We start from the raw sequence: 18,162 nt of genomic DNA on the forward strand, positions 1-18,162 counted from the left end.
AAATGACTCGATTGAACTGGATAGCCTTCAGGGTGAATGCGTCCCCAGAAAACCCAACTCCGATGGCCGAGGCGAATTTGTCCAACAGGCTGTTGGACGACCTCCATTTCAGGCACAAATCCAGCGTGAAAACGCGCCCGGTCTGCTTCCCTGCCCGATAGCATCAGGCCAAGCCAAAGTGGCTTGCCAATCAATCACAGGGAATATTTTTCATGCAGAACGAACAACTTGAATACGCAGGTTTCTGGGCGAGAACGGGGGCATGCATCGTTGACGGCATTCTTTTCACCCTGGTTTCCCTGCCGCTCCTGATGATGATCTATGGCACGGGCTATTTCAGCAGCGAAAAGCTGATCCAAGGGCCTGCGGATCTCGCAATCAACTTTGTCCTGCCGGCGATCCTGACGGTGGTTCTGTGGCGTCGACTCCAGGCAACACCGGGAAAAATGGCGCTGAAATTGCGGGTGCTCGACGCTGAAAGCGGCAACACCGCAAGCGTTCGACAGTGCATCGGCCGGTACCTCGGCTATGTGGTGTCGACCCTACCGCTGGGGCTTGGCTTCTTCTGGGCGGCATTCGATCGCCGTAAGCAGGGGTGGCACGACAAGCTCGCCGGAACAGTGGTGGTCCGCGAGCTCAGAACACAGCCGGTGAAATTCCGGAGCTGATCACCCTGATCAGTTGAGCCGGACGTGGCGTTCTGGCTCATCCACCAGCAGTCCGTGGGTGGGAGTTTTTCCAATCCATGGAATGCCGACCCCGCAACAGCAAATCAAGGAAAGCCTCGCATGAAATTGAAGTACATCACTCGAACCGTAGCGGTGGGTTTGTTCGGACTTATAGCGCTTGTCGGTACCCAGTTTTTCACAACATTTAAGGCTGTGGATCAAGCACGTGAATCTGCGATCCTGGCCTGGTCTAAATCGAATCCAGGTGAGGCAGAGGCAGTGGATCGCTACCGGCAGTGCCTGCGCGGGCCGTCTGAAGTCCCGCTAAACCAACCTCCCGTCCGGCCACTGACCATCGCTCAGTGTGCCGAAAAGATTGGCAGCCCTTCACTGGCCTCCGCTATCGAAGCAGCTGATAATTCGGTTGAGCTTCCGGCTCCCCTGCGCTGGCTCTAACCGGCCGGCCTCATCGAAAGTAATTCCGACGCTCCAGTGTCCTGAAAACGAAATTTCTGATCCTTTTCCCGCGATAGCCTCCTGAGCGAATACACCAGGAGGATTCGCTCTCATGAAAATCCGCAGTCTTTGCGCCCTCGGCAAAATGAGGGCGTACTCCGCTGACCGACAAAAAGTCACTCTCTCGCCCAAGGCATTCAGCATTCCCGCCGGCGTAGATCCGCTTGAGCACGAGCCTGAAGCGATCCACGACTTCATCCAGAGAAACCGCTGGCTCCATGCAAACTGCATCGTCGGCCTGCACAACAGCCACAATCAGCTACTGGAACCAGGCGAGGTAGTCATGAGCGCTACCCGCTCGTCCCTGATGCGTTGCCTGCTGCGCTGGGAGGCGCTGCGTATCCTCCCTGTATGGGTCGATGGCTTCGACAGTCTTTCTGATGATGAGCGCGCTACACGCGCCAAGCAGCTCGAATGCCTTGACCAAGCCCGCCACCAGCTCCTATCCGTCGATAGCTGGTATCAGACTGACCAGGAACATTACGAGATAGCGCGTGCAGTCATGCGTACTGGTCACTGGGCGCTGGAAAACCTCCCCCCACTTGATGGGCTGGAGTGGCCAGCCGGAGAGATCTTCGACCTGAAAAACCCCAGCCTTTCTGCTGAGGCCGTTGAGACCGGATACCTCGAAGGGATATTTTCCATGATTGAGCGAAAGGGCCGGTTTCATGGGGAGGGCGGAAGCATTCCAGCAGACGAATTGTTCGGTATTGCGCTCATGAGCCCCAAGTCTGGATACGAGTTGCTGGTGAAGCTGCATATACAGATCGAAGCAAACCGTGCTGAAGCAGCCTATGCCCGCCGGCAGCGGGCGATTGCCTGACCCGAATCAGGAGAGAAAAGATCATGCTCAACCGTCGATATCCGGTACTGATCTCTGGGAAACGTTACTCGCCGGAGTTCCAGACCGATCAGCAGTACGCAAAAAACTGGAAAATCGTTTTGGAGAAGGCCTACGGCACTCATGCAATCTGCCAGTGCCCAAGCAGCGGTTCCCGAAAACTCTCGATCAAGCGACGTGAAGATAGCGATGGTTTTCACCTGGCGCGGTTCGCCGGTACAGGTCATGAGCACTCAAACGATTGTCGGTACTACGCACCGGCCCCGGAGCGTTCTGGTATGCAAGGGTATGCCGTTGGCGTAGTCGAGGAGGGCGAAGACGGCAGCATTCGCGTGCGCCTGGCTCGAGGCATTCGAGTCCAGGCTCCTCGATCCGAGGAAAGCGAAAGCATCCCGGTGACAAAATCGCCTGGGAAGAGCAAACCGGCTATGACGTTGCTCGGTCTTCTTCACCTGCTTTGGTCTGAGTCCCGTCTCTCTACCTGGTATCCAGCAATGGAGGGCAAGCGCAATAGCGGCATTGTGAACTACGCGATTCTACAGGCTGCTGAGCGGGTCGCCGCCAGCCGAATGAAGTTGAGCGAAGTGCTGCTGCTGGCTGCTCAAAAGGACAGCAAGGGAGCGATTCGCAATCAGGCGATCGCCAAGTCTGCACTCACGCGGGATCTGCGACTCGTCGCGATATCGCCGCTGGCACGCTACAACCCTGAGCGCCATTCTGGGGGCATCAGCAGATTGCCTCTGTCCGGGCCTTTCGGGATGCCCATGCTGAATTTGCCCCCGGCAGTCTGGGCAACCGCCGCCCGCAGATTCGAGAGAGAACTTTCCGCCTGGAAGCGCGGAAGTCGAGTTATCGCCATCGCTCAGGTTACGCCGCGGAAGGGCGAGTTGTTTTCGCAGGCAGATGTCGTTGAGCTGGCCCTGATGCAGGTCAGTGAGCGCTGGATTCCCGTCGACTCAGATTACGAAGGGGTGATTGAGGCCAAGCTCCACGCCGCCGGCCGCAGCTTCGACAAACCTCTGCGCTACGACGCTGATGAAAGTGAGGTTTTCCCTGACTTCTGGCTTTTGGACACGGGTAAGGACTACCCCCTGGAAGTGTTCGGCATGAGCACACCTGCCTATCTGGAACGGAAGGCCGTCAAAACGGCTTGGTACAACCGGGAGTACGGCGGGGCAGGGTGGTGGTCGTGGAATGCCGCGGCTGACCCGAAAGGAAAAAATATCCCTCCTTTCCCGGCCAAGTCCTGAGCTCCTATTCAATCTCACCTGTTTGCAGAGGCTTAAACGTCACGATGAAGATTATCCCTATCACCGCTTTGGCAGCCTTCACCACGCTGGCATGCAATCTGGCATTGGGTACCGACTACGAGCCGGATGATGACTACCTCGATGTGCATTTCAAACCGAACCAGTGGGCACCGGCGAATACTGCCGCTGTACCCCATATCGTTATCTGCGAGGGTGTCTTTCGCTACTCACCGGCCCTGGAGCCTAGGCCGGTCTGCGAAGAGGCGACTAAATCTCCAGGATCTTCGGTCTACAAGCCGGCACGTTTCATCCAGCTCGAAGACTGGCTAGAGATCCACGGGTATAAGCCAGCAAACTTTATTGGGTATACGGATTTAATGGTTGATGGGGCACCTTTACCCCACCAACCTGATACCATTATCAGATGGTTGATAGATCGACTCCGTAGTTGAGTTCCTCTGCGAAGTCCGGCAGTCCGTAACCGATGGTTTTCTTGTAGAAAGGAGAGACCTTCGCAGTCGGTGCCTTCTTCTTGTGCTTCGTGGTGTAGAGCATTCGTGCCCGCATCACCTCGAAGGAGTAACCGCGCCCTTCACGGTTCTTGTCCTTGGCCAGTCGGTTGATGGACTCCGTGTAAGCGTTGGTGACGGGCATGTCCGTCTCGAAGTAGGTCATGGTCTCTTCGCGCCAGTTTCCCACTGCCCTGACCAGATCGCTCCAGACTTCCTTTTGGCCCTTCGGGATGGTGGCTATCCACTCGTCCAGGGCGGCTTCTGCCTGGAGCCGTGTGGTGGCGTCCCAGATGCCGTAGAAGCGCTCCTTGTGCTCGTAGGCGGCCAGCAGTTGCGGGAACGCGCCTGTCCAGGTCTCCATGATGAGGCGCTCCCGGTCTGAGACTTCGTGAGCGCGTTTCAGCAGGATTTTCCGGTCTCCCTTGAGAGTCCGGCTCTGGGACGGTTTCAGCTCCTTTCTGAGGCCCTTGCGCACTCTCTCTAGGGCATCGTTGGCCATGCGCACCACATGGAACTTATCGACCACGATACGGGCCTGGGGCAGCACAGCCTTGACCGCTGCCCGGTAGGGGTTCCACATGTCCATGCTGACGATCTCGACCTTCTGCCGGTCTTTCAGCTTCATCAGGTAGTTGGTCACCACGTCCTGGCGGCGGGTGGCCAGCAGGTCGAGCAGGGTTCGCTCCTCAATGTTGGTCAGAATGCAGCGGTAGCGCTTGTTCAGGTATAGCTCGTCAATGCCCAGGATGCGGGGCGTCTCGAAGCGGTGCCAGCGCCCCAGGAACTCGGCGCGGGCGTTGAAGATGTCGCGCACCGTCTTCTCGTCCAGGCCGGTTTGCTGCGCCACGAAAGTGGCTTCTGACAACAGCTTCCGCGTGGCCTGGACCGAACGCCGCTACGTGAACGGGCAGCTCGCCGTCACCGAACGCTGGACCGGCATACTCAGCGTCGTCGTCCAACCACCCCGCGACGCCGACCGCCTCCGCAAAAACCCTCTCGGCGTCTTCGTCCACGCCATCAACTGGTCAAGGGAGAACGCCCAATGAATGATTGCATCATACGCAAAACCTGCATGCCCGCCAGACTTTCCATCACTACACTTCTCGCCGGTTCGATGCTGGCCGGGTGCGCCACCTTCAAACCGCCTGAGATCAGCTACGATGATCCGGTCGCCGCAACGCTGGTTGCTGAACCGGCGCGCCCAGTCCGGATCGTCGAGACACCCGAGCCTTTACCGCTGCCCGGCCAGCTCATGCGGGTCGATGCCGACGACCGTCCGGCAGAAGCTGCGGAACCGACCGAGCGCGTGACCAACGCCAATGCCGCCGCCCGGATCGAACCGGTGCGCGACGGCTTCATCAACGCCGTCCAGCTCTATCCCTACAGCTCCGGGGCGCTCTATCAGGTCTACACCTCACCCGGCCAGGTCACGGACATCGCGCTACAGACGGGTGAGAGTCTCGTCGGCGCCGGCCCGATCGCCGTGGGCGACACAGCACGCTGGATCATCGGCGATACCGAAAGTGGCTCCGGCGACAGCCGCCGCATCCATGTGCTCGTGAAACCGACCCGGCCCGATCTCGTGACCAATCTCGTCATCAACACCGACCGGCGCACCTATCACCTCGAACTGCGCGCGACGCCGCAGGCCTATATGGCCTCCGTATCCTGGCAATACCCCGAAGACGACCTGATCGCGCTTCGGCGCCAGAACGATCGTGCAGAGGCGAGCCTTCCCATCGGGCGCAATGTCGATCTCGACGATCTCAACTTCCGCTACCGGATCACCGGCGACCGCGCGCCCTGGCGGCCGCGCCGCGCCTTCGATGACGGGCGGCAGGTCTTCATCGAGTTCCCGCGCGGGATTGGCCAGGGCGAGATGCCGCCGCTCTTCGTGATCGGACCTGAAGGGGACGGTCAGCTCGTCAATTACCGTATCCGGCGCAACTACATGATCGTCGATCGGCTCTTCGCCGCCGCCGAACTGCGGCTTGGGGATCGCCAGCGGGTGGTGCGGATCGTGCGGACGGACGGGGTCCAGCGAAGCACCCAACGCGAAGAGCGCGTGGTGTCCGCCTGGCGTCCCGATGAGGACCGCTGACCCATGACCGGAACTGAAGATCAGCAACAAGACGACCGCGCCGAAGAGCCGCCACGCACCGAACAGGACATCGCGAAGGAACTCCGCCTACGGCCCGATCCGCCGCGTGTCATGCGGCTCTCGCGCAAGGCGATCACGGTTCTGGTCGTCGCCGGTGGGCTCGGCATCGGCGCGATCCTGATCGGAGCCTTGCAAGGCTCCGATCCAGGCGATGGACCTTCCGAACTGTTCTCGACCGAACGAGTCCAGGAGGCCGAGGGCCTTTTGGGGCTGCCGCGCGACTACGCGTCGATCCCACGGCTTGGCCCACCGCTACCGGGTGAGCTCGGGCGTCCGGTTCTGTCTGCGCAGCGGCGCGGTGAGCCCGTGCCCGTCGTTCCTGCGACCGGTCCTGCCGTCGATCCGGAAGAACAACTGCGCTTGCAAGAGGCCGAAGCCGCGCGGCTCGCGACGCTCTTTGCCGACGCGAGATCGAGCGGCACCGGGGCTGAAAGGCCACAGGCAGCCCCCGTTGCGGCCGCGGCCACCGGGCTACAAGGTCTCTTCCCGGCTTCTGCCGATCAGGCACGGAGGCCGGACACGACGGAGCGACAGGAAGCCTTCCTAGATCGTGAGGTCGATAGACGAACCACCGCCGCAAATCGGCTACAATCCCCGCCGAGCCCCTACGTCCTGCAAGCGGGATCGGTCATCGAGGCAGCGCTGCTGACAGGCCTGCGCTCCGACCTTCCGGGGCAGATCACCGCGCAGGTCACAGCGAACGTCTATGACAGTCCCACCGGGCAATTCCTGCTGATCCCACAAGGCGCGCGCCTGCTGGGCGAATATGACAGCCGCGTGGAAACCGGTCAGCGTCGTCTGCTGCTCGCCTGGACCCGATTGATCCTACCCGACGGTCGCTCCATCGTCCTCGAACGCCAGCCCGGCACGGATCAGGCCGGATACGCCGGGCTCGAAGACGGTGTCGACAATCACTGGGGCCAACTATTCCGCGCGGCGGGTCTGGCGACCATCCTCAATATTGGGCTTGAGACCGGCGAAGATGGCGGCGACGAGATCGCCAAGGCAATCAGAGACGGCACGCAGGACACGATCGGACGCGCCGGCGAGGCCATCGTCCAGCGCCAGCTTCAGATTCCGCCGACACTTACGATCCGGCCAGGATTTCCGGTACGCGTGATGGTGACGCGCGATCTAATCCTCGAACCGCAAGGAGATGCCCGATGAGCAAGTTGAAGCTAGGCGACATTCGCGACGACAAGCCCGTCAAGCTGACGATCGAGCTACCAGCGCAGGTGCATCGGGATCTGACAGCTTATGCGGAGATTCTTGCGGCTGAGAACGGGCGCAAACTCGAACCGGCCAAGCTCATCGCGCCCATGCTGGAGCGTTTCATGAAGACCGATCGCGGGTTCGCTAAGCTCAAGAAAGAGAACCGTTCGTCTTTGCTTCGATCTTCGCCAGACTGATGAATCGTCGAAGTGCCGGGTTATCGTTTTCTGGAAGCCATGTCAGAGAAAAAGGAGTTGGCTCACCATCACCCCCAATGGGAACATAGGTGACATTAGGGTAGGTAATCCCTCTACAGTGCTCGTAGACAAATGTGATGCCCAACCCCAGACCGACCAAACCCATGATCTCTTCGCGACTCAGCCGATTTCGGTGAACGAGTTCTGATTTTGCGAAAGCCGCAACGTGCCCTAGCCTGTGTGTATCGAAAGCCGTAAATGGCTCCGTCACCCAAAGAACATCAGAAGCCTCATTCAACTCTTCCCAGAGTATTTGATGACGTTCAGACCATTCGTGGTCCGTCGAGACCGCAAGAAGCATCCGCTCGCGCGAAAGTAAAACACTGTCTTCGACACTTGGCTTTGGCGCACGTGAAGTGATGATTGCGTCCACGAGGCGTTGGTTCAATAGAGTGGAGAGTTCGTTGCTGGACGCTCCAATCACCTGAATGGCGACATCGCAATGGGCTTCGATAAAAGCCGAAAACAGGTTTCGCACGGGTCCGCCGGAAAGGCAGGCTGTAATGCCAACGTCCAGTTTTCCAGTCATAGCAGTCCCAGCCATAGAGGCGGATTCTAGAGCGTCCTGAACCCCGGCAACAAGCATCCGGGATTGTGACATAAAACGCCATCCAAAAGGCGTCAGGCGCACTCCTGTCGTACGCCTTTCAAAGAGCGACAACCCAAGCATTTCCTCCAATTTCTGAATGCGTCTGCTCAAAGACGGTTGGCCAACGCCAATAGCCTCTGCCGCTTTACGAATGCTACCTGCCTCGCAGACAGACAGAAAACACTGCAAGTCAGATATACAAAGAGGTATGCCAGAACTCGGTTCCCCTGCACCTAATTTAAGGCGTCGAGACACGATGCAATCCCGCAACAAATACTAACTCCACCCCGTTGCTGCACGACTGGGGAGGGCGACAGGACGCGACGACTCTAGCTAGGAGATGCGCCACGTCACCGGAGCGAGTGGCGCGCGCTCTGAGTTTCGCTGCCACGATCAAACGACCCCGAGGATGACCATGGCCAGAACCACTTGGACTATCCACCCAAGGACGAAGGTCAATGTCCGAGCGACCGGAATACCCAGCGTGTAGACGACAAAGTGCGCCAGACGGGCGAAGAAGTAGAGCATGCTGAGTGTGATCGTGAGGCTAGAGGACAAATTCAGGGCGACGACTCCCAACACCAGAGCCGCGAAGATCGGAAAGTTTTCCATCGCGTTTTGATGGGCCGCCGTCGCGCGCTGCGCCCAGTCCGACAAGGGCTTATGCTCAGGGTTCGGATTTCCCAGCGATGCTGGTATCCCGATTACGGCAAAGCGGTTCAAGACATAGACCATCCAAAACAGGGCAGTCATGAGGCCAGTTGCAGCCATCCAGTGGATTTCAGTCATTATTGTTTCCTTTCGATGACGAGATCAGCCTGAAATGCGGGTCGCTCTAGCAACCCGATTTCAGGGCGGCGCGTTTTCCGGCCGATCAGGTGAGATGCCCCAAGTGGCCCCGTTTGGCCCAGATGCGACAGCCTGACGGGGATTGGATGGGCAATTCTGCCCCAGCCGGGAACCGCAGCCATGTGCCCGCGCCGCATAGGGTGTCGCCGTAAAGCAGCTCCCCTTCGATGACGAAAATCTCTTCGCCGGAAAAATCGCCGCGGTCAGCCCAATTGGTTCCTGGCGCAAGCCTCTCTGAAACGACCGTCTCGGACACATCCTGATGGAGCTGCGCGCGGGTCAGACCGTCCGTTCCGGTTGGCTCATATGCGAGGTCGTCAATATGCTTGTGGACGGTCTGGCGATCATCTTCTTGGAACTGGCGCAGCTTCACAAAAATCGTGCATCCATCCTTCGTGAAGGGCGCGTGCTTGCTGCCCGGAGGGTTGCGCACGTAACACCCGGTGCGGAAATCCCCGTCACCATCAGAAAACACTCCTTCAAGCACCAGATATTCTTCGCCCATGTCATGGGTGTGTTCCGGAAACGCACTTCCCGGCGCATAGCGGACCACCGAGCTTGCCCGGGCAACTTCGGCCCCGTCGCGTTCCAGAAAGCGGCGGTCAACCCCGGCTGTCGGAGAAGGCGACCACTCTTGTTCAGCAGAATGAACGATGGCCGGTTGAGAAAGATCAGTGTTTACACTCTCTGGTACACTGTACGTCATGATGAAGTCCTCAGAATTTCTCAGTCGCAGGGCGCATGTCGAATTCATGTGTCCAGGCTTTGGGGGATTGATTGATCAGCTGCAGATAGGCCGTCGCGATCGCGTCAGCGTCGAGACAATCTTCTTCCTTGATGTTGAAGCGTTCCTGGGCTTGGGGTCCCCAGATGATGCCATCGAGCACGGAATGCACGACGTGGATCCCTTGCGGGCCAAATTCGCGGGCAAGGGACTGTGCCAGGCCACGCAGCGCGAACTTCGCTGATGCGAAGGCTGCAAAGCGCGGATTGCCTTTGAGAGCCGCTGTTGCGCCGGTGAAGATCACTGTGCCGCTACCTGCAGAAACCATGCCGGGCAGCACGGCCCGCGCCGTGATCATTGCACCGAAGCAGGTCGACACCCAAGACGCCTGGAACTCCTCTGGTGTCAGTTCCAGAAAGGGTTTCGGGATGAGCTGCATCGCGTTGTAGATCAGCACCGTTGCAGGGCCATCCTGCCCGTCAATCAGCTCAATCGCCTTTTCGACACGCGCCTGATCGCTCAAGTCGTAAGGCAGGTGGGTGTAAGACGCGCCGAGGTCTTCTCCCTCAAGGCTGCTTTTCCGGGATAGGCCGTACACGTTGTAGCCATCCGCGATCAGCGTCTTTGCAATCGCTGCTCCAAAGCCCGGCGCCATACCGGCAATGATCGCAGATTTCTTTTGTTGTGAATCGTTCATGTTATTTCTCCTTGATCAGTTTCAGGCCTTGGCGGTCGGACGTTCAGAGACGCGCGCGTGCCACGCCGCGAGATGCGTGCAGTCAGCCGGGATCGAAATGCCAAACAGACCCGCAAAATCGACACCGCAGAGCGCCGTAATGTCGGCAAAGCTGAACGTGTCGCCAGCGACGAAGTCCCGTCCCTCCAGCTCTTGGTCTAACCAGCGCATGGTCTCTTCAACGCGCGGTTTGTTCGCCTCGCCCCATTCTTTATTGCGATAGCGATCCGCCTCGCCCAAACCGTCAGTGGCGTGATGGAAAAAGGTCGTGGCCGCCCCGACCAGGCCTTCTTCGACCCGCCGTTGCCACATCGCGACCAAAGCCTGGTCCTTCGGTGTTTTGCCAAGCAAAGACGGCTCAGGCTGCGTAGCCTCGAAGTAACGGGCAATCGCAACAGCCTCAGAGATGACCGCGCCGTCGTCGAGCTCGAGGCAGGGTACGGCTTTGAGCGGATTGAGCTTGGTGAAGCCCTCACTGTACTGCTCGCCCTTGAAGACATCGACCTGAGCGCAGTCGATATCGATCCCCTTCTCAGCAAGGAAAATTCTGATGCGACGTGGGTTCACTGCACCAGTGCAGTCATAGAGTTTCATGGCAGACCTCAAATTTAGACTAGGGTTGCATGGACTGTAGCGGTCAGGCTATTGATAGAGAAATTGCATCTCAGAATATGACCAATAGTTGGTGGCTATAAATGAACCTCAACCAGCTCCGATATGCCTCAGCGACTGCGGCCGAAGCTTCGTTCACCAAGGCGGCTGAACGATGCCATGTCACCCAGCCAACCCTTTCCAATGGGATTGCGCAGTTAGAAGAAGAACTCGGCGGAGCCCTGTTCGATCGCACAACCCGCAAAGTGAACCTGACCGCCTTTGGCAAAGACGTCTTACCGCTGATCGATGCAGTGCTTCAGTCGCAAGGAGAGTTGCAGGCCCGGGCAAAAGCCTTCTTCGATCCACAACATCAATTGCTTCGTATTGGATTGTCACCGCTGATCGACATGCGCCTCCTGACACAGGTAATTGCTCCATATCGAACAGAATTTCCCGATGTCGATGTCTTCTTTAAGGAGTGCTTTCTGGATGATCTGGATGCCCGTCTGGAAAAGGGGCAGATTGATGTGATGCTCTGCCCGTTTCTGCCGCATGAGCCCACGGCGCGCAGCACTTTCAGCACCGAGATTTACACAGAAGAGCTGCGATATCTTCCAGCCCGGTCGTCTGCCATGACCCAGGTTGATGAGGGTGCCGTCCTACTTTCACAGATCGCAGATGACACGTTCATTCTATCCTATGACGGATGCGGTCTGGCCAATGCAACGCGATCCCTTTTCTCCAGCGCGGATCTTCAGTTGAAGGAGTATTCCGGGCACACGATGAGCTATCACGTCATGCAGGAATGGGCCGATTTGGGCATCGGGTCCACCATTCTGCCGGGCTCCCGCATTTCGAGGGAGTTTCGGGATAAGACTTGTCGGGTCATGCTGGCGCCACAGCATCCAGCCTTGATCCGCATTGACGCACTTTGGAACCGTGCAGCGACCTATCCCAAACACATCAGCGCGTTCCATCAGCACCTGATCGAACGCGCGCCAAGCCTCGTGCGCGGTGCAGCCGCTGCTTGACGTTCAACCAGCCTTGGGGCGCGGTCATCTACCCCAAGGAACGGGTGATGCGAAACGCGCGACCAGTGCATCAATCGCGACCCGGATTTTGGGTGCATGGTCACGTCGTCGCGGCCACAATAGGTTGATGCTCCGGTCTACCATGTCCGAAAAAGACAACACTGGAACAAGAGCGCCTGATCGCAAGTGTTCACCGGCAAGCCAAGTAGATAGCCGCGCAATGCCATGCCCTGCCAAGGCGGCATCCAGAAGAGCCTCACCGTGATTGACTGTCAAACATCCAGCGTATGACTGCTCGACCATGTCACCGTCCTCAGTAACGAGATGCCAAGGGAGAAGGCGCCCACCATGCTCAAAGAAGATACATCGGTGCGAAGCGAGATCCTCCAGCTTGTCGGGTGTCCCGTGACGCGCGATGTAGGCTGGCGCTGCACACAGGATCGACGTCTGCTCCGCCAGCATTCTGGTGAGAATAGTGGCGCTGTCATCTGACGCGCCGATCCGCACAGAAAGGTCGAAGCCTTCCTCAACCAGATCGACAAAACGATCCGTGAAAGACAAGTTGAGAACCAAACTCGGATATTGAGTCGTAAGCTCCAAAAGCGCTGGAGCAGCCCATAGTCGCCCGAAAGAAACGGGCAAGCTTACTCTCAAAACGCCCGTCACTTCCCTGCGCCGCAAACTCATCGACGTCTCTGCAGCTTCAATGTTTTCAAGAATCTCCTTGCTCTTCAGAAAAAAGACTTTGCCCTCATCCGTAAGCGTGATCGAACGCGTCGTGCGCAGCAAAAGCTGTACACCCAGGCGTTCTTCAAGCCGAGCCACGCTCTTTGCTGCCGCAGACTTTGAAAGGCCCAAGGCCTGTGATGCTGCAGTGAAACTGCCCATCTCTACCGTGTAGACGAACGCAGAAATGCCTTCGACGCTGATAGACGGGAGGAGACGCATAAATTCACGATCCTTTTTCGCAAATGATAGGATAAGAATTCCCAACTAACTATATGAAATATACAATAGGCTGTGCCCAGATGTCACGTGATCGACAACAGATCACCTGCAATCGTGAGGTGCAGATTTCATGAAACAGAAAACGATGAGGGCGTGGGCGCTCAGGGAATTCGGCCTAAGCAACCTCGAAATGGTTGAAACACACAGACCGATTCCATCTGCGACGGAAGTTCTGATACGTGTACGAACAGTCTCGCTGAATTATCGCGACAAATTGGTGGTCGATGGGGCACTTTTGCCGGAACGGCCTAACATGCCATTCATTCCTGTCTCGGACTTTTGTGGTGCGGTCGTTGACGTTGGGCACAACGTCTCAAGCGTCGAGCCTGGAGACCGGGTGATTGGTAACTTCTGGACCGAATGGATTGACGGTCAACCGCCGCGGTCGATGCTCACCCATGGTTTGTCTTTGGGCGGACCTCTGCCTGGTGGGCTTGCTGAATACATCGTCATTCCGGAAGCGGCAGCTGTCAAAGTACCAAGTGATTTGACGGATGCGGAGGCCTCCACGCTCCCTGTAGCAGCACTGACGGCATGGTTCGCTTTCGCCGAAACCGGCAATGTCCGAGAGGGTCAAACCGTTCTCGTCCAGGGCACAGGGGGCGTTGCACTTGCCGGATTGCAGATTGCGCAAGCGATCGGCGCACGCGTAATCGTTACTTCGCGAAGTGAGAACAAACTCACCCAGACGCTCAAGCTCGGTGCTTGGGCTGGTATAAATACGAGTACCCACCCAAACTGGCCCGAAGAAGTTATCGAACTGACCGACGGTGCCGGTGTCGATCACATTCTGGAATTGATCGGCGGCGATAACCTTGCCCGATCTTTGACAGCAGCTGCGCCACAGGGCCAGATATCGCTTGTCGGCTTCCTCGGCGGGATGGATGCGCAGATCAGTGCGATTCCGTTCATGCTGCGCAGAATAAGACTGCAAGGAGTCTCGGTCGGACATCGACGCGCGCTTGAGCGATTGATCAGCTTTGTTCAGCGCAATGACATCCATCCGGTAGTCGATAAGGAATACGCTTTTGAAGATGTGCAAGACGCATTCGCACATCTCAAACACGGCCCATTTGGAAAAATCACCGTCCGGGTCAGCGACTGGCGCGAAGCCAAATCGCAAACGCTCGACGAAGACGTGCTTCACAGTTAGTCAGCTCTCTCAGAACACTGACGCAGTGTTGCAATCAGTAAACCGTTGCAAACGCAGTACAGCGTTAAGTCCGCGGAGCCAGTGGTTTGTGCGGCTGACGGTCCCTTCCAAGGCAACCGCTGACTCTCTCCCGCGATTACCGCTCTCTTCTAAATTGATCGGCTCCGACCCCACCGACAAGTGAATTCTCCAGAAGGGTGCGGCGGCTCAGCGCAAACACATCAGCGTATTCCATCAACACATGATCGAACGCGCACCAGGCCTCATACGCTGAGCCGCCTCCGCTTTACGCTAGCCGGACGTCTCGGCCTCAATTGCGGCCTTCACGGCCGGTCGATCTCCGATCCGTTGCAGATAGGCCTGTAACTTAGGCCAGGCATCCAAGCTGATATCCTTAAAACCCGCCCACCGCGCCACAACGAACAAATAGGCGTCCGCAATCGTATATGTATCTCCCATGATGTGTGTGCGGCTATCTGAAAACCGCGCTTCGATATAGTCGAAACATTTGCCCACCTTGGCAGGAGCCGCCTGGATTTGTTCTTCGGAGGCTGTCGCTGAGAACAAAGGTGAAAAGGACTTGTGAAGCTCGGCACTAATGAAATTCAGAACGCCTTGCAGCTTGGCCCGTTCAATGCTTCCGGACGGAGGGACCAAATCGGCTTCTGGAACGCCGTCTGCAATGTACTGAATGATAGCCACACCTTCGGTAATGACATCGCCGGTATCCAACGCCAGCGCTGGAACATAGCCTTTTAAGCAGATACCGAGGTAATCGTCGCCGGATTGAGTTTTCTTGGTCTGAAGATCGACGAGATCGAGTTCAAATTTCGCGCCCACCTCGCGCAGGATGATGTGCGGGGACAATGAACACGCACCGGGGGAATAGTAGAGTTTCATTTTAGGCTCCATGATTTCAGAGGGGTTGAACTGAGCTGGGAACGGCCTCACGCGATGCCGACGATCAGGTCGGCCATCAGATCGGCGGTCTTCCTGTGCTTCAGAAGCGGTGCGGCCTGATTTGCATAGAGCGAGAGGAACTCATCACCCCCTGCAGCGATGCTTGCTGCGCGCAGCGGCGCCACGAACCATGCCTGGACTGGAAACGGCGGGAGCTGAGCTGCCACGGCCTGCATGTCTTTGATCAGACGGTTGGACATGCCCCTGGCAAGTCGCCCGGTATAGGCACGTGTCAGTTCTGAACTGGCAGAGCGATCCGAATACAGTGCCGCCCGATGTTGATCCACCGTGCCGGATTCCGCGCAGGCCAGGAACGCCGTGCCCAATTGCGCGGCCCCCGCACCGAGGGACAACGCCGCCTCGATGCCCCCGGCATCCACAATCCCACCCGCCGCAATGACCGGTTTTGAACACATCTCTGAGATAACACGGGTAAGCGGCATGGTGCCCATCAAGCTGTCCTCGGCCCGGTCCAGAAAGGACGGCCTGTGCCCGCCCGCTTCGAACCCTGTGGCGAGGATCACATCGACATTTGCAGCTTCGAGCGCTTGCGCCTCGGCTAATGTTGTTGCGGCCCCCACTGTTGTGATGCCCCGGGCCTTGCAATCTGCCAACACGCGGGCTGGCGGTATTCCAAAGACGAAGCTGAACACATCCGGTTGTGCTTCAAGGATTGCCTCCACCTGCTCCTCAAAGCTGGGGTGGAACCGCGGCGGTTGCTCTGGTTTGGGAAGGTTGAGCTCACGATAAAGCGGTTCAAATAGGCGCCAAGCCCGATCGTAGGCATCAGTGGAGTAATCCCGTGCCTCTGGATCGTGATCAGACACCCAAAGGTTCAGCGCGAAAGGGTTGCTGGTCTTCTCCCGGATTTCAGAAGCGACACCCAGAATGCCTTCGGCTTCCAGATAATGGGGTTTGGGGAGCAATGGAACCAAAAACCAACGTAAGCCCTACCAACGCTTTTCGGTGTCTTCTTCCCAGGCGCCCATCTCGACAAAACAGTTGCGCATGTCGGCCTCCTGGCTGATCTCGGTCAGCAGGTCATGCACGCTCTTGTCCAGCTCATCGTCGCTCCGATACGGAATGGTCAACTCATAGTGGCCGGCATCCAGCCGCTTCATGCCATAGGGCTCCAGGCAGTAGCGCTCAATGTTCTCCGTGGCCCGCTTCCGGCCGCGCACGAACTTGCTGTTATTCACCACCGCGAGGCGCAGGGTGACGGTGGCCACCCGCTCGGCGGCGGGCGGCTCTGCCGGCGACGCGGCCGAAGGCTGCTGGTCGCGTGACCTGGCGCTCTTCTGGTACGCGCCGATCTCGACACCACGGTGGCGCAGGTAGCTGTACAGCGTGCTCTTGGAGATGTGCAGCTTCTCGCCGATCGCGCTGACGCTCAGGCGACCTTCGCGGTAGAGGGTTTCGGCCGCCATGGCGGTGGCCTCAGCCTTGGCTGGCAGGCCCTTGGGACGGCCACCGATCCGGCCACGCGCCCGTGCGGCCGACAGACCCGCCTGAGTCCGCTCGCGGATCAGCTCGCGCTCGAACTCCGCCAGCGAGGCGAACAGGTTGAACACCAGGCGGCCTTGGGCGTGGGTGGTGTCGATGGGGTCATTCAGGCTCTGTAAGCCGACCTTGCGCTCTGCCAGCTCGCCGACCAACTCGACCAGGTGCTTGAGGGAACGCCCAAGGCGATCCAGCTTCCAGATCACCACGGCATCACCCGGCCGCACGTTGGCCAGCAGTTTGTCCAACTCCGGCCGGGCGCTTTTCGCGCCGCTGGCGATGTCTTGGTAGATGCGTTCGCACCCGGCCTGTTTCAGGGCATCGACTTGTAGGTCGGCTTTCTGATCCCGAGTGCTCACTCGCGCATAACCGATCTTCATCAAAAGTACTGTTTACTCGACTACGTTAGTAATAGTTGAACTTTGATTAAGCGTACCAGTTATTTGAACCGTAGCGCGGGGAGCTTAACGAACCGAGCCATTCCTCGATAGAGTTCGGCAAAACCTTCGTTTTGTCGAACCATTGCATCGCCCTTTGTGATTGGCGTATAAACACACAAACACCTATTAGCGGAGAACGCTATGAATACCATTCGCTGGAATGTCGCCGTCTCGGCCGACACCGACCAGTCGCTTCGGATGTTTCTGGCCAGCCAGGGCGGCGGCCGTAAGGGCGACCTGTCGCGCTTCATCGAAGAAGCGGTACGGGCACACATCCTGGAGCTGAGCGCTGAGCAGGCCAAGGCCGCTAACGCCCATCTGAGTGAGGCAGAATTGACCAACGCGGTTGACGAAGCGCTCGACTGGGCACGTAAGCGCTGATGCGGGTCGTGTTGGATACCAACATCCTGTTCAGCGCCCTGATCTCGCCACATGGCGCGCCCGATGCGATCTACCGTGCCTGGCGGGCGGCGCGTTTCGAGGTGGTGACCTCGCGGATGCAACTCGATGAAATTCGTCGAGCCAGCCGCTATCCCAAGCTTCAGGCCATCCTACAGCCCGCCAAGGTGGGCGCCATGATCAATAACCTGCAACGGGCTGTGGTACTGGAGCGCCTGACCATCGAGGTCGAAGCCGATGATCCGGATGACTCGTTTTTGCTGGCCATGGCCTTGGCGGGCGATGCGGACTACCTGGTAACCGGTGATCGCCGCGCCGGCCTGCTGCAACGCGGGCACATCGAACGCACGCGGATCGTCACGCCCGCCGTGTTCTGCGTCGAGGTGCTGTGATCAATGCCGGTCGGTTTTCTGACTCAAGAGCAACGCGACGGTTTTGGCCGCTATGTTGATTCGCCCAGCCGTGAAGAGCTGGAACGTTACTTCCACCTGAGCGATGAAGACCGTGAAGCCATCCAGGTGCTGCGGGGTAACCATAACCGTCTGGGTTATGCCGTTCTGCTGACCACCGTCCGCTTCGTTGGCGTTCTGCCGGACAAGCCCGCCGCCGTGCCGGTGGAAGTCCTGCAGGTGCTTTGCCGACAACTGGCGATTCCAGACCCCGACTGCCTCCAGCGCTATAGCGATCATCGCCGCTGGATACATGCCACCGATATTCAGAACCGCTTTGGCTATCGGGCTCTGTTGCAAAAATCGTGAAGCT

Annotated in this window: 22 protein-coding genes and 3 pseudogenes; 15 read left to right on the plus strand and 10 right to left on the minus strand. The window is 58.2% G+C overall.

Going from position 1 to position 18,162, the window contains the following annotated elements:
- The 6 genes from C167_RS34955 to C167_RS34800 all read left to right on the plus strand — a co-directional run.
- On the plus strand, nt 1–232 hold a 232-nt coding region (locus tag C167_RS34955), incomplete at its 5' end, for a hypothetical protein (RefSeq protein WP_235154268.1).
- Nucleotides 213–668 carry an RDD family protein gene (locus tag C167_RS0100910; protein ID WP_017516407.1) on the plus strand — a complete coding sequence of 152 codons (456 nt, stop codon included), beginning with the start codon at nt 213–215 and terminating at the stop codon, nt 666–668. The genes C167_RS34955 and C167_RS0100910, both read left to right, overlap by 20 nt.
- 120 nt (nt 669–788) lie before the next feature.
- Nucleotides 789–1,124, plus strand: coding sequence for a hypothetical protein (locus C167_RS34375; protein WP_157791804.1), 336 nt, complete (start codon nt 789–791; stop codon nt 1,122–1,124).
- A gap of 112 nt (nt 1,125–1,236) precedes the next feature.
- Complete coding sequence (locus C167_RS0100915) at nt 1,237–2,007, plus strand: hypothetical protein (RefSeq protein WP_017516408.1); 771 nt, start codon at nt 1,237–1,239, stop codon at nt 2,005–2,007.
- Between the two features lie 23 nt (nt 2,008–2,030).
- Entirely contained in the window at nt 2,031–3,275 is a 1,245-nt protein-coding gene (locus C167_RS32025) for a DUF1173 family protein (RefSeq protein ID WP_026078717.1), read from the plus strand.
- 44 nt (nt 3,276–3,319) lie between these two features.
- On the plus strand, nt 3,320–3,727 hold the full coding sequence (locus tag C167_RS34800; protein WP_200860136.1) for a hypothetical protein: 408 nt from the start codon (nt 3,320–3,322) through the stop codon (nt 3,725–3,727).
- Here C167_RS34800 and C167_RS0100925 read toward each other — a convergent pair.
- A pseudogene (locus C167_RS0100925) lies at nt 3,696–4,640 on the minus strand (ISL3-like element ISPst2 family transposase); the annotation flags it as partial. The gene C167_RS34800 and the pseudogene C167_RS0100925 sit on opposite strands and share 32 nt — an antisense overlap.
- A 1-nt stretch (nt 4,641) precedes the next feature.
- Here C167_RS0100925 and C167_RS34960 point away from each other — a divergent pair.
- The 4 genes and pseudogenes from C167_RS34960 to C167_RS0100945 form a co-directional block, all read left to right on the plus strand.
- Nucleotides 4,642–4,833: pseudogene (locus C167_RS34960) on the plus strand (VirB8/TrbF family protein); the annotation flags it as partial.
- Nucleotides 4,830–5,888 carry a P-type conjugative transfer protein TrbG gene (gene trbG, locus C167_RS0100935; RefSeq protein WP_017516412.1) on the plus strand — a complete coding sequence of 353 codons (1,059 nt, stop codon included), beginning with the start codon at nt 4,830–4,832 and terminating at the stop codon, nt 5,886–5,888. The pseudogene C167_RS34960 and the gene trbG, both read left to right, overlap by 4 nt.
- A gap of 3 nt (nt 5,889–5,891) precedes the next feature.
- The gene (locus C167_RS0100940) at nt 5,892–7,115 is read left to right on the plus strand and encodes a TrbI/VirB10 family protein (RefSeq protein WP_017516413.1); all 1,224 of its coding nucleotides are present in this window, start codon (nt 5,892–5,894) and stop codon (nt 7,113–7,115) included.
- A complete protein-coding gene (locus tag C167_RS0100945) occupies nt 7,112–7,357 on the plus strand; it encodes a DUF2274 domain-containing protein (RefSeq protein ID WP_017516414.1) in 246 nt (81 codons plus the stop codon). The genes C167_RS0100940 and C167_RS0100945 overlap by 4 nt, the downstream gene beginning before the upstream one ends.
- On the opposite strand, the gene C167_RS33480 is transcribed toward C167_RS0100945, so the two are convergent.
- The 5 genes from C167_RS33480 to C167_RS0100965 form a co-directional block, all read right to left on the minus strand.
- Nucleotides 7,311–8,261 (minus strand): LysR family transcriptional regulator, encoded by a 951-nt coding sequence (locus tag C167_RS33480; protein WP_161795745.1) that lies wholly within the window; start codon nt 8,259–8,261, stop codon nt 7,311–7,313. The genes C167_RS0100945 and C167_RS33480 overlap by 47 nt on opposite strands.
- 138 nt (nt 8,262–8,399) lie before the next feature.
- Nucleotides 8,400–8,795, minus strand: a complete 396-nt coding sequence (locus tag C167_RS0100950) for an MAPEG family protein (RefSeq protein ID WP_017516415.1) — start codon at nt 8,793–8,795, stop codon at nt 8,400–8,402.
- Nucleotides 8,796–8,880: 85 nt separating this feature from the next.
- Nucleotides 8,881–9,561, minus strand: a complete 681-nt coding sequence (locus tag C167_RS0100955; protein ID WP_081596628.1) for a cupin domain-containing protein — start codon at nt 9,559–9,561, stop codon at nt 8,881–8,883.
- Nucleotides 9,562–9,571: 10 nt separating this feature from the next.
- Nucleotides 9,572–10,276 carry an SDR family NAD(P)-dependent oxidoreductase gene (locus tag C167_RS0100960; protein WP_017516417.1) on the minus strand — a complete coding sequence of 235 codons (705 nt, stop codon included), beginning with the start codon at nt 10,274–10,276 and terminating at the stop codon, nt 9,572–9,574.
- Nucleotides 10,277–10,297: 21 nt separating this feature from the next.
- Complete coding sequence (locus tag C167_RS0100965; protein WP_017516418.1) at nt 10,298–10,909, minus strand: glutathione S-transferase family protein; 612 nt, start codon at nt 10,907–10,909, stop codon at nt 10,298–10,300.
- 101 nt (nt 10,910–11,010) lie between these two features.
- Here C167_RS0100965 and C167_RS0100970 point away from each other — a divergent pair, with 101 nt between their 5' ends.
- The gene (locus tag C167_RS0100970) at nt 11,011–11,940 is read left to right on the plus strand and encodes a LysR family transcriptional regulator (RefSeq protein ID WP_017516419.1); all 930 of its coding nucleotides are present in this window, start codon (nt 11,011–11,013) and stop codon (nt 11,938–11,940) included.
- A gap of 24 nt (nt 11,941–11,964) precedes the next feature.
- Here C167_RS0100970 and C167_RS0100975 read toward each other — a convergent pair whose 3' ends face one another.
- Nucleotides 11,965–12,888 carry a LysR family transcriptional regulator gene (locus tag C167_RS0100975; protein WP_017516420.1) on the minus strand — a complete coding sequence of 308 codons (924 nt, stop codon included), beginning with the start codon at nt 12,886–12,888 and terminating at the stop codon, nt 11,965–11,967.
- Nucleotides 12,889–13,018: 130 nt separating this feature from the next.
- Between C167_RS0100975 and C167_RS33485 the strand changes: the two genes are divergently transcribed.
- Nucleotides 13,019–14,101 carry a zinc-dependent alcohol dehydrogenase family protein gene (locus C167_RS33485; RefSeq protein WP_052261069.1) on the plus strand — a complete coding sequence of 361 codons (1,083 nt, stop codon included), beginning with the start codon at nt 13,019–13,021 and terminating at the stop codon, nt 14,099–14,101.
- A 291-nt stretch (nt 14,102–14,392) separates the two neighbouring features.
- Here C167_RS33485 and gstA read toward each other — a convergent pair whose 3' ends face one another.
- Genes gstA through C167_RS0100995 form a run of 3 tightly spaced genes read right to left on the minus strand, consistent with a single transcriptional unit; the run spans nt 14,393 to nt 16,941 of the window.
- Nucleotides 14,393–15,001 (minus strand): glutathione transferase GstA, encoded by a 609-nt coding sequence (gene gstA / locus C167_RS0100985; protein WP_017516422.1) that lies wholly within the window; start codon nt 14,999–15,001, stop codon nt 14,393–14,395.
- 47 nt (nt 15,002–15,048) lie between these two features.
- Complete coding sequence (locus tag C167_RS0100990) at nt 15,049–15,987, minus strand: NAD(P)H-dependent flavin oxidoreductase (RefSeq protein WP_017516423.1); 939 nt, start codon at nt 15,985–15,987, stop codon at nt 15,049–15,051.
- Between the two features lie 24 nt (nt 15,988–16,011).
- A complete protein-coding gene (locus C167_RS0100995) occupies nt 16,012–16,941 on the minus strand; it encodes a recombinase family protein (protein ID WP_003150544.1) in 930 nt (309 codons plus the stop codon).
- A gap of 201 nt (nt 16,942–17,142) precedes the next feature.
- Here C167_RS0100995 and C167_RS0101000 point away from each other — a divergent pair, with 201 nt between their 5' ends.
- From C167_RS0101000 to C167_RS33490, 3 genes and pseudogenes are all read left to right on the plus strand, one after another.
- Nucleotides 17,143–17,382 (plus strand): ribbon-helix-helix domain-containing protein, encoded by a 240-nt coding sequence (locus C167_RS0101000; RefSeq protein ID WP_003089107.1) that lies wholly within the window; start codon nt 17,143–17,145, stop codon nt 17,380–17,382.
- Complete coding sequence (locus tag C167_RS0101005; RefSeq protein ID WP_003150546.1) at nt 17,382–17,792, plus strand: putative toxin-antitoxin system toxin component, PIN family; 411 nt, start codon at nt 17,382–17,384, stop codon at nt 17,790–17,792. Before C167_RS0101000 ends, C167_RS0101005 begins: the two co-directional genes overlap by 1 nt.
- A 3-nt stretch (nt 17,793–17,795) precedes the next feature.
- Nucleotides 17,796–18,137: pseudogene (locus C167_RS33490) on the plus strand (DUF4158 domain-containing protein); the annotation flags it as partial.
- Nucleotides 18,138–18,162: the final 25 nt, after the last annotated feature.

It is taken from the genome of Pseudomonas nitroreducens TX1 (assembly GCF_000313755.1).
GTDB classification, from domain to species: Bacteria; Pseudomonadota; Gammaproteobacteria; order Pseudomonadales; family Pseudomonadaceae; genus Pseudomonas; species Pseudomonas nitroreducens_A.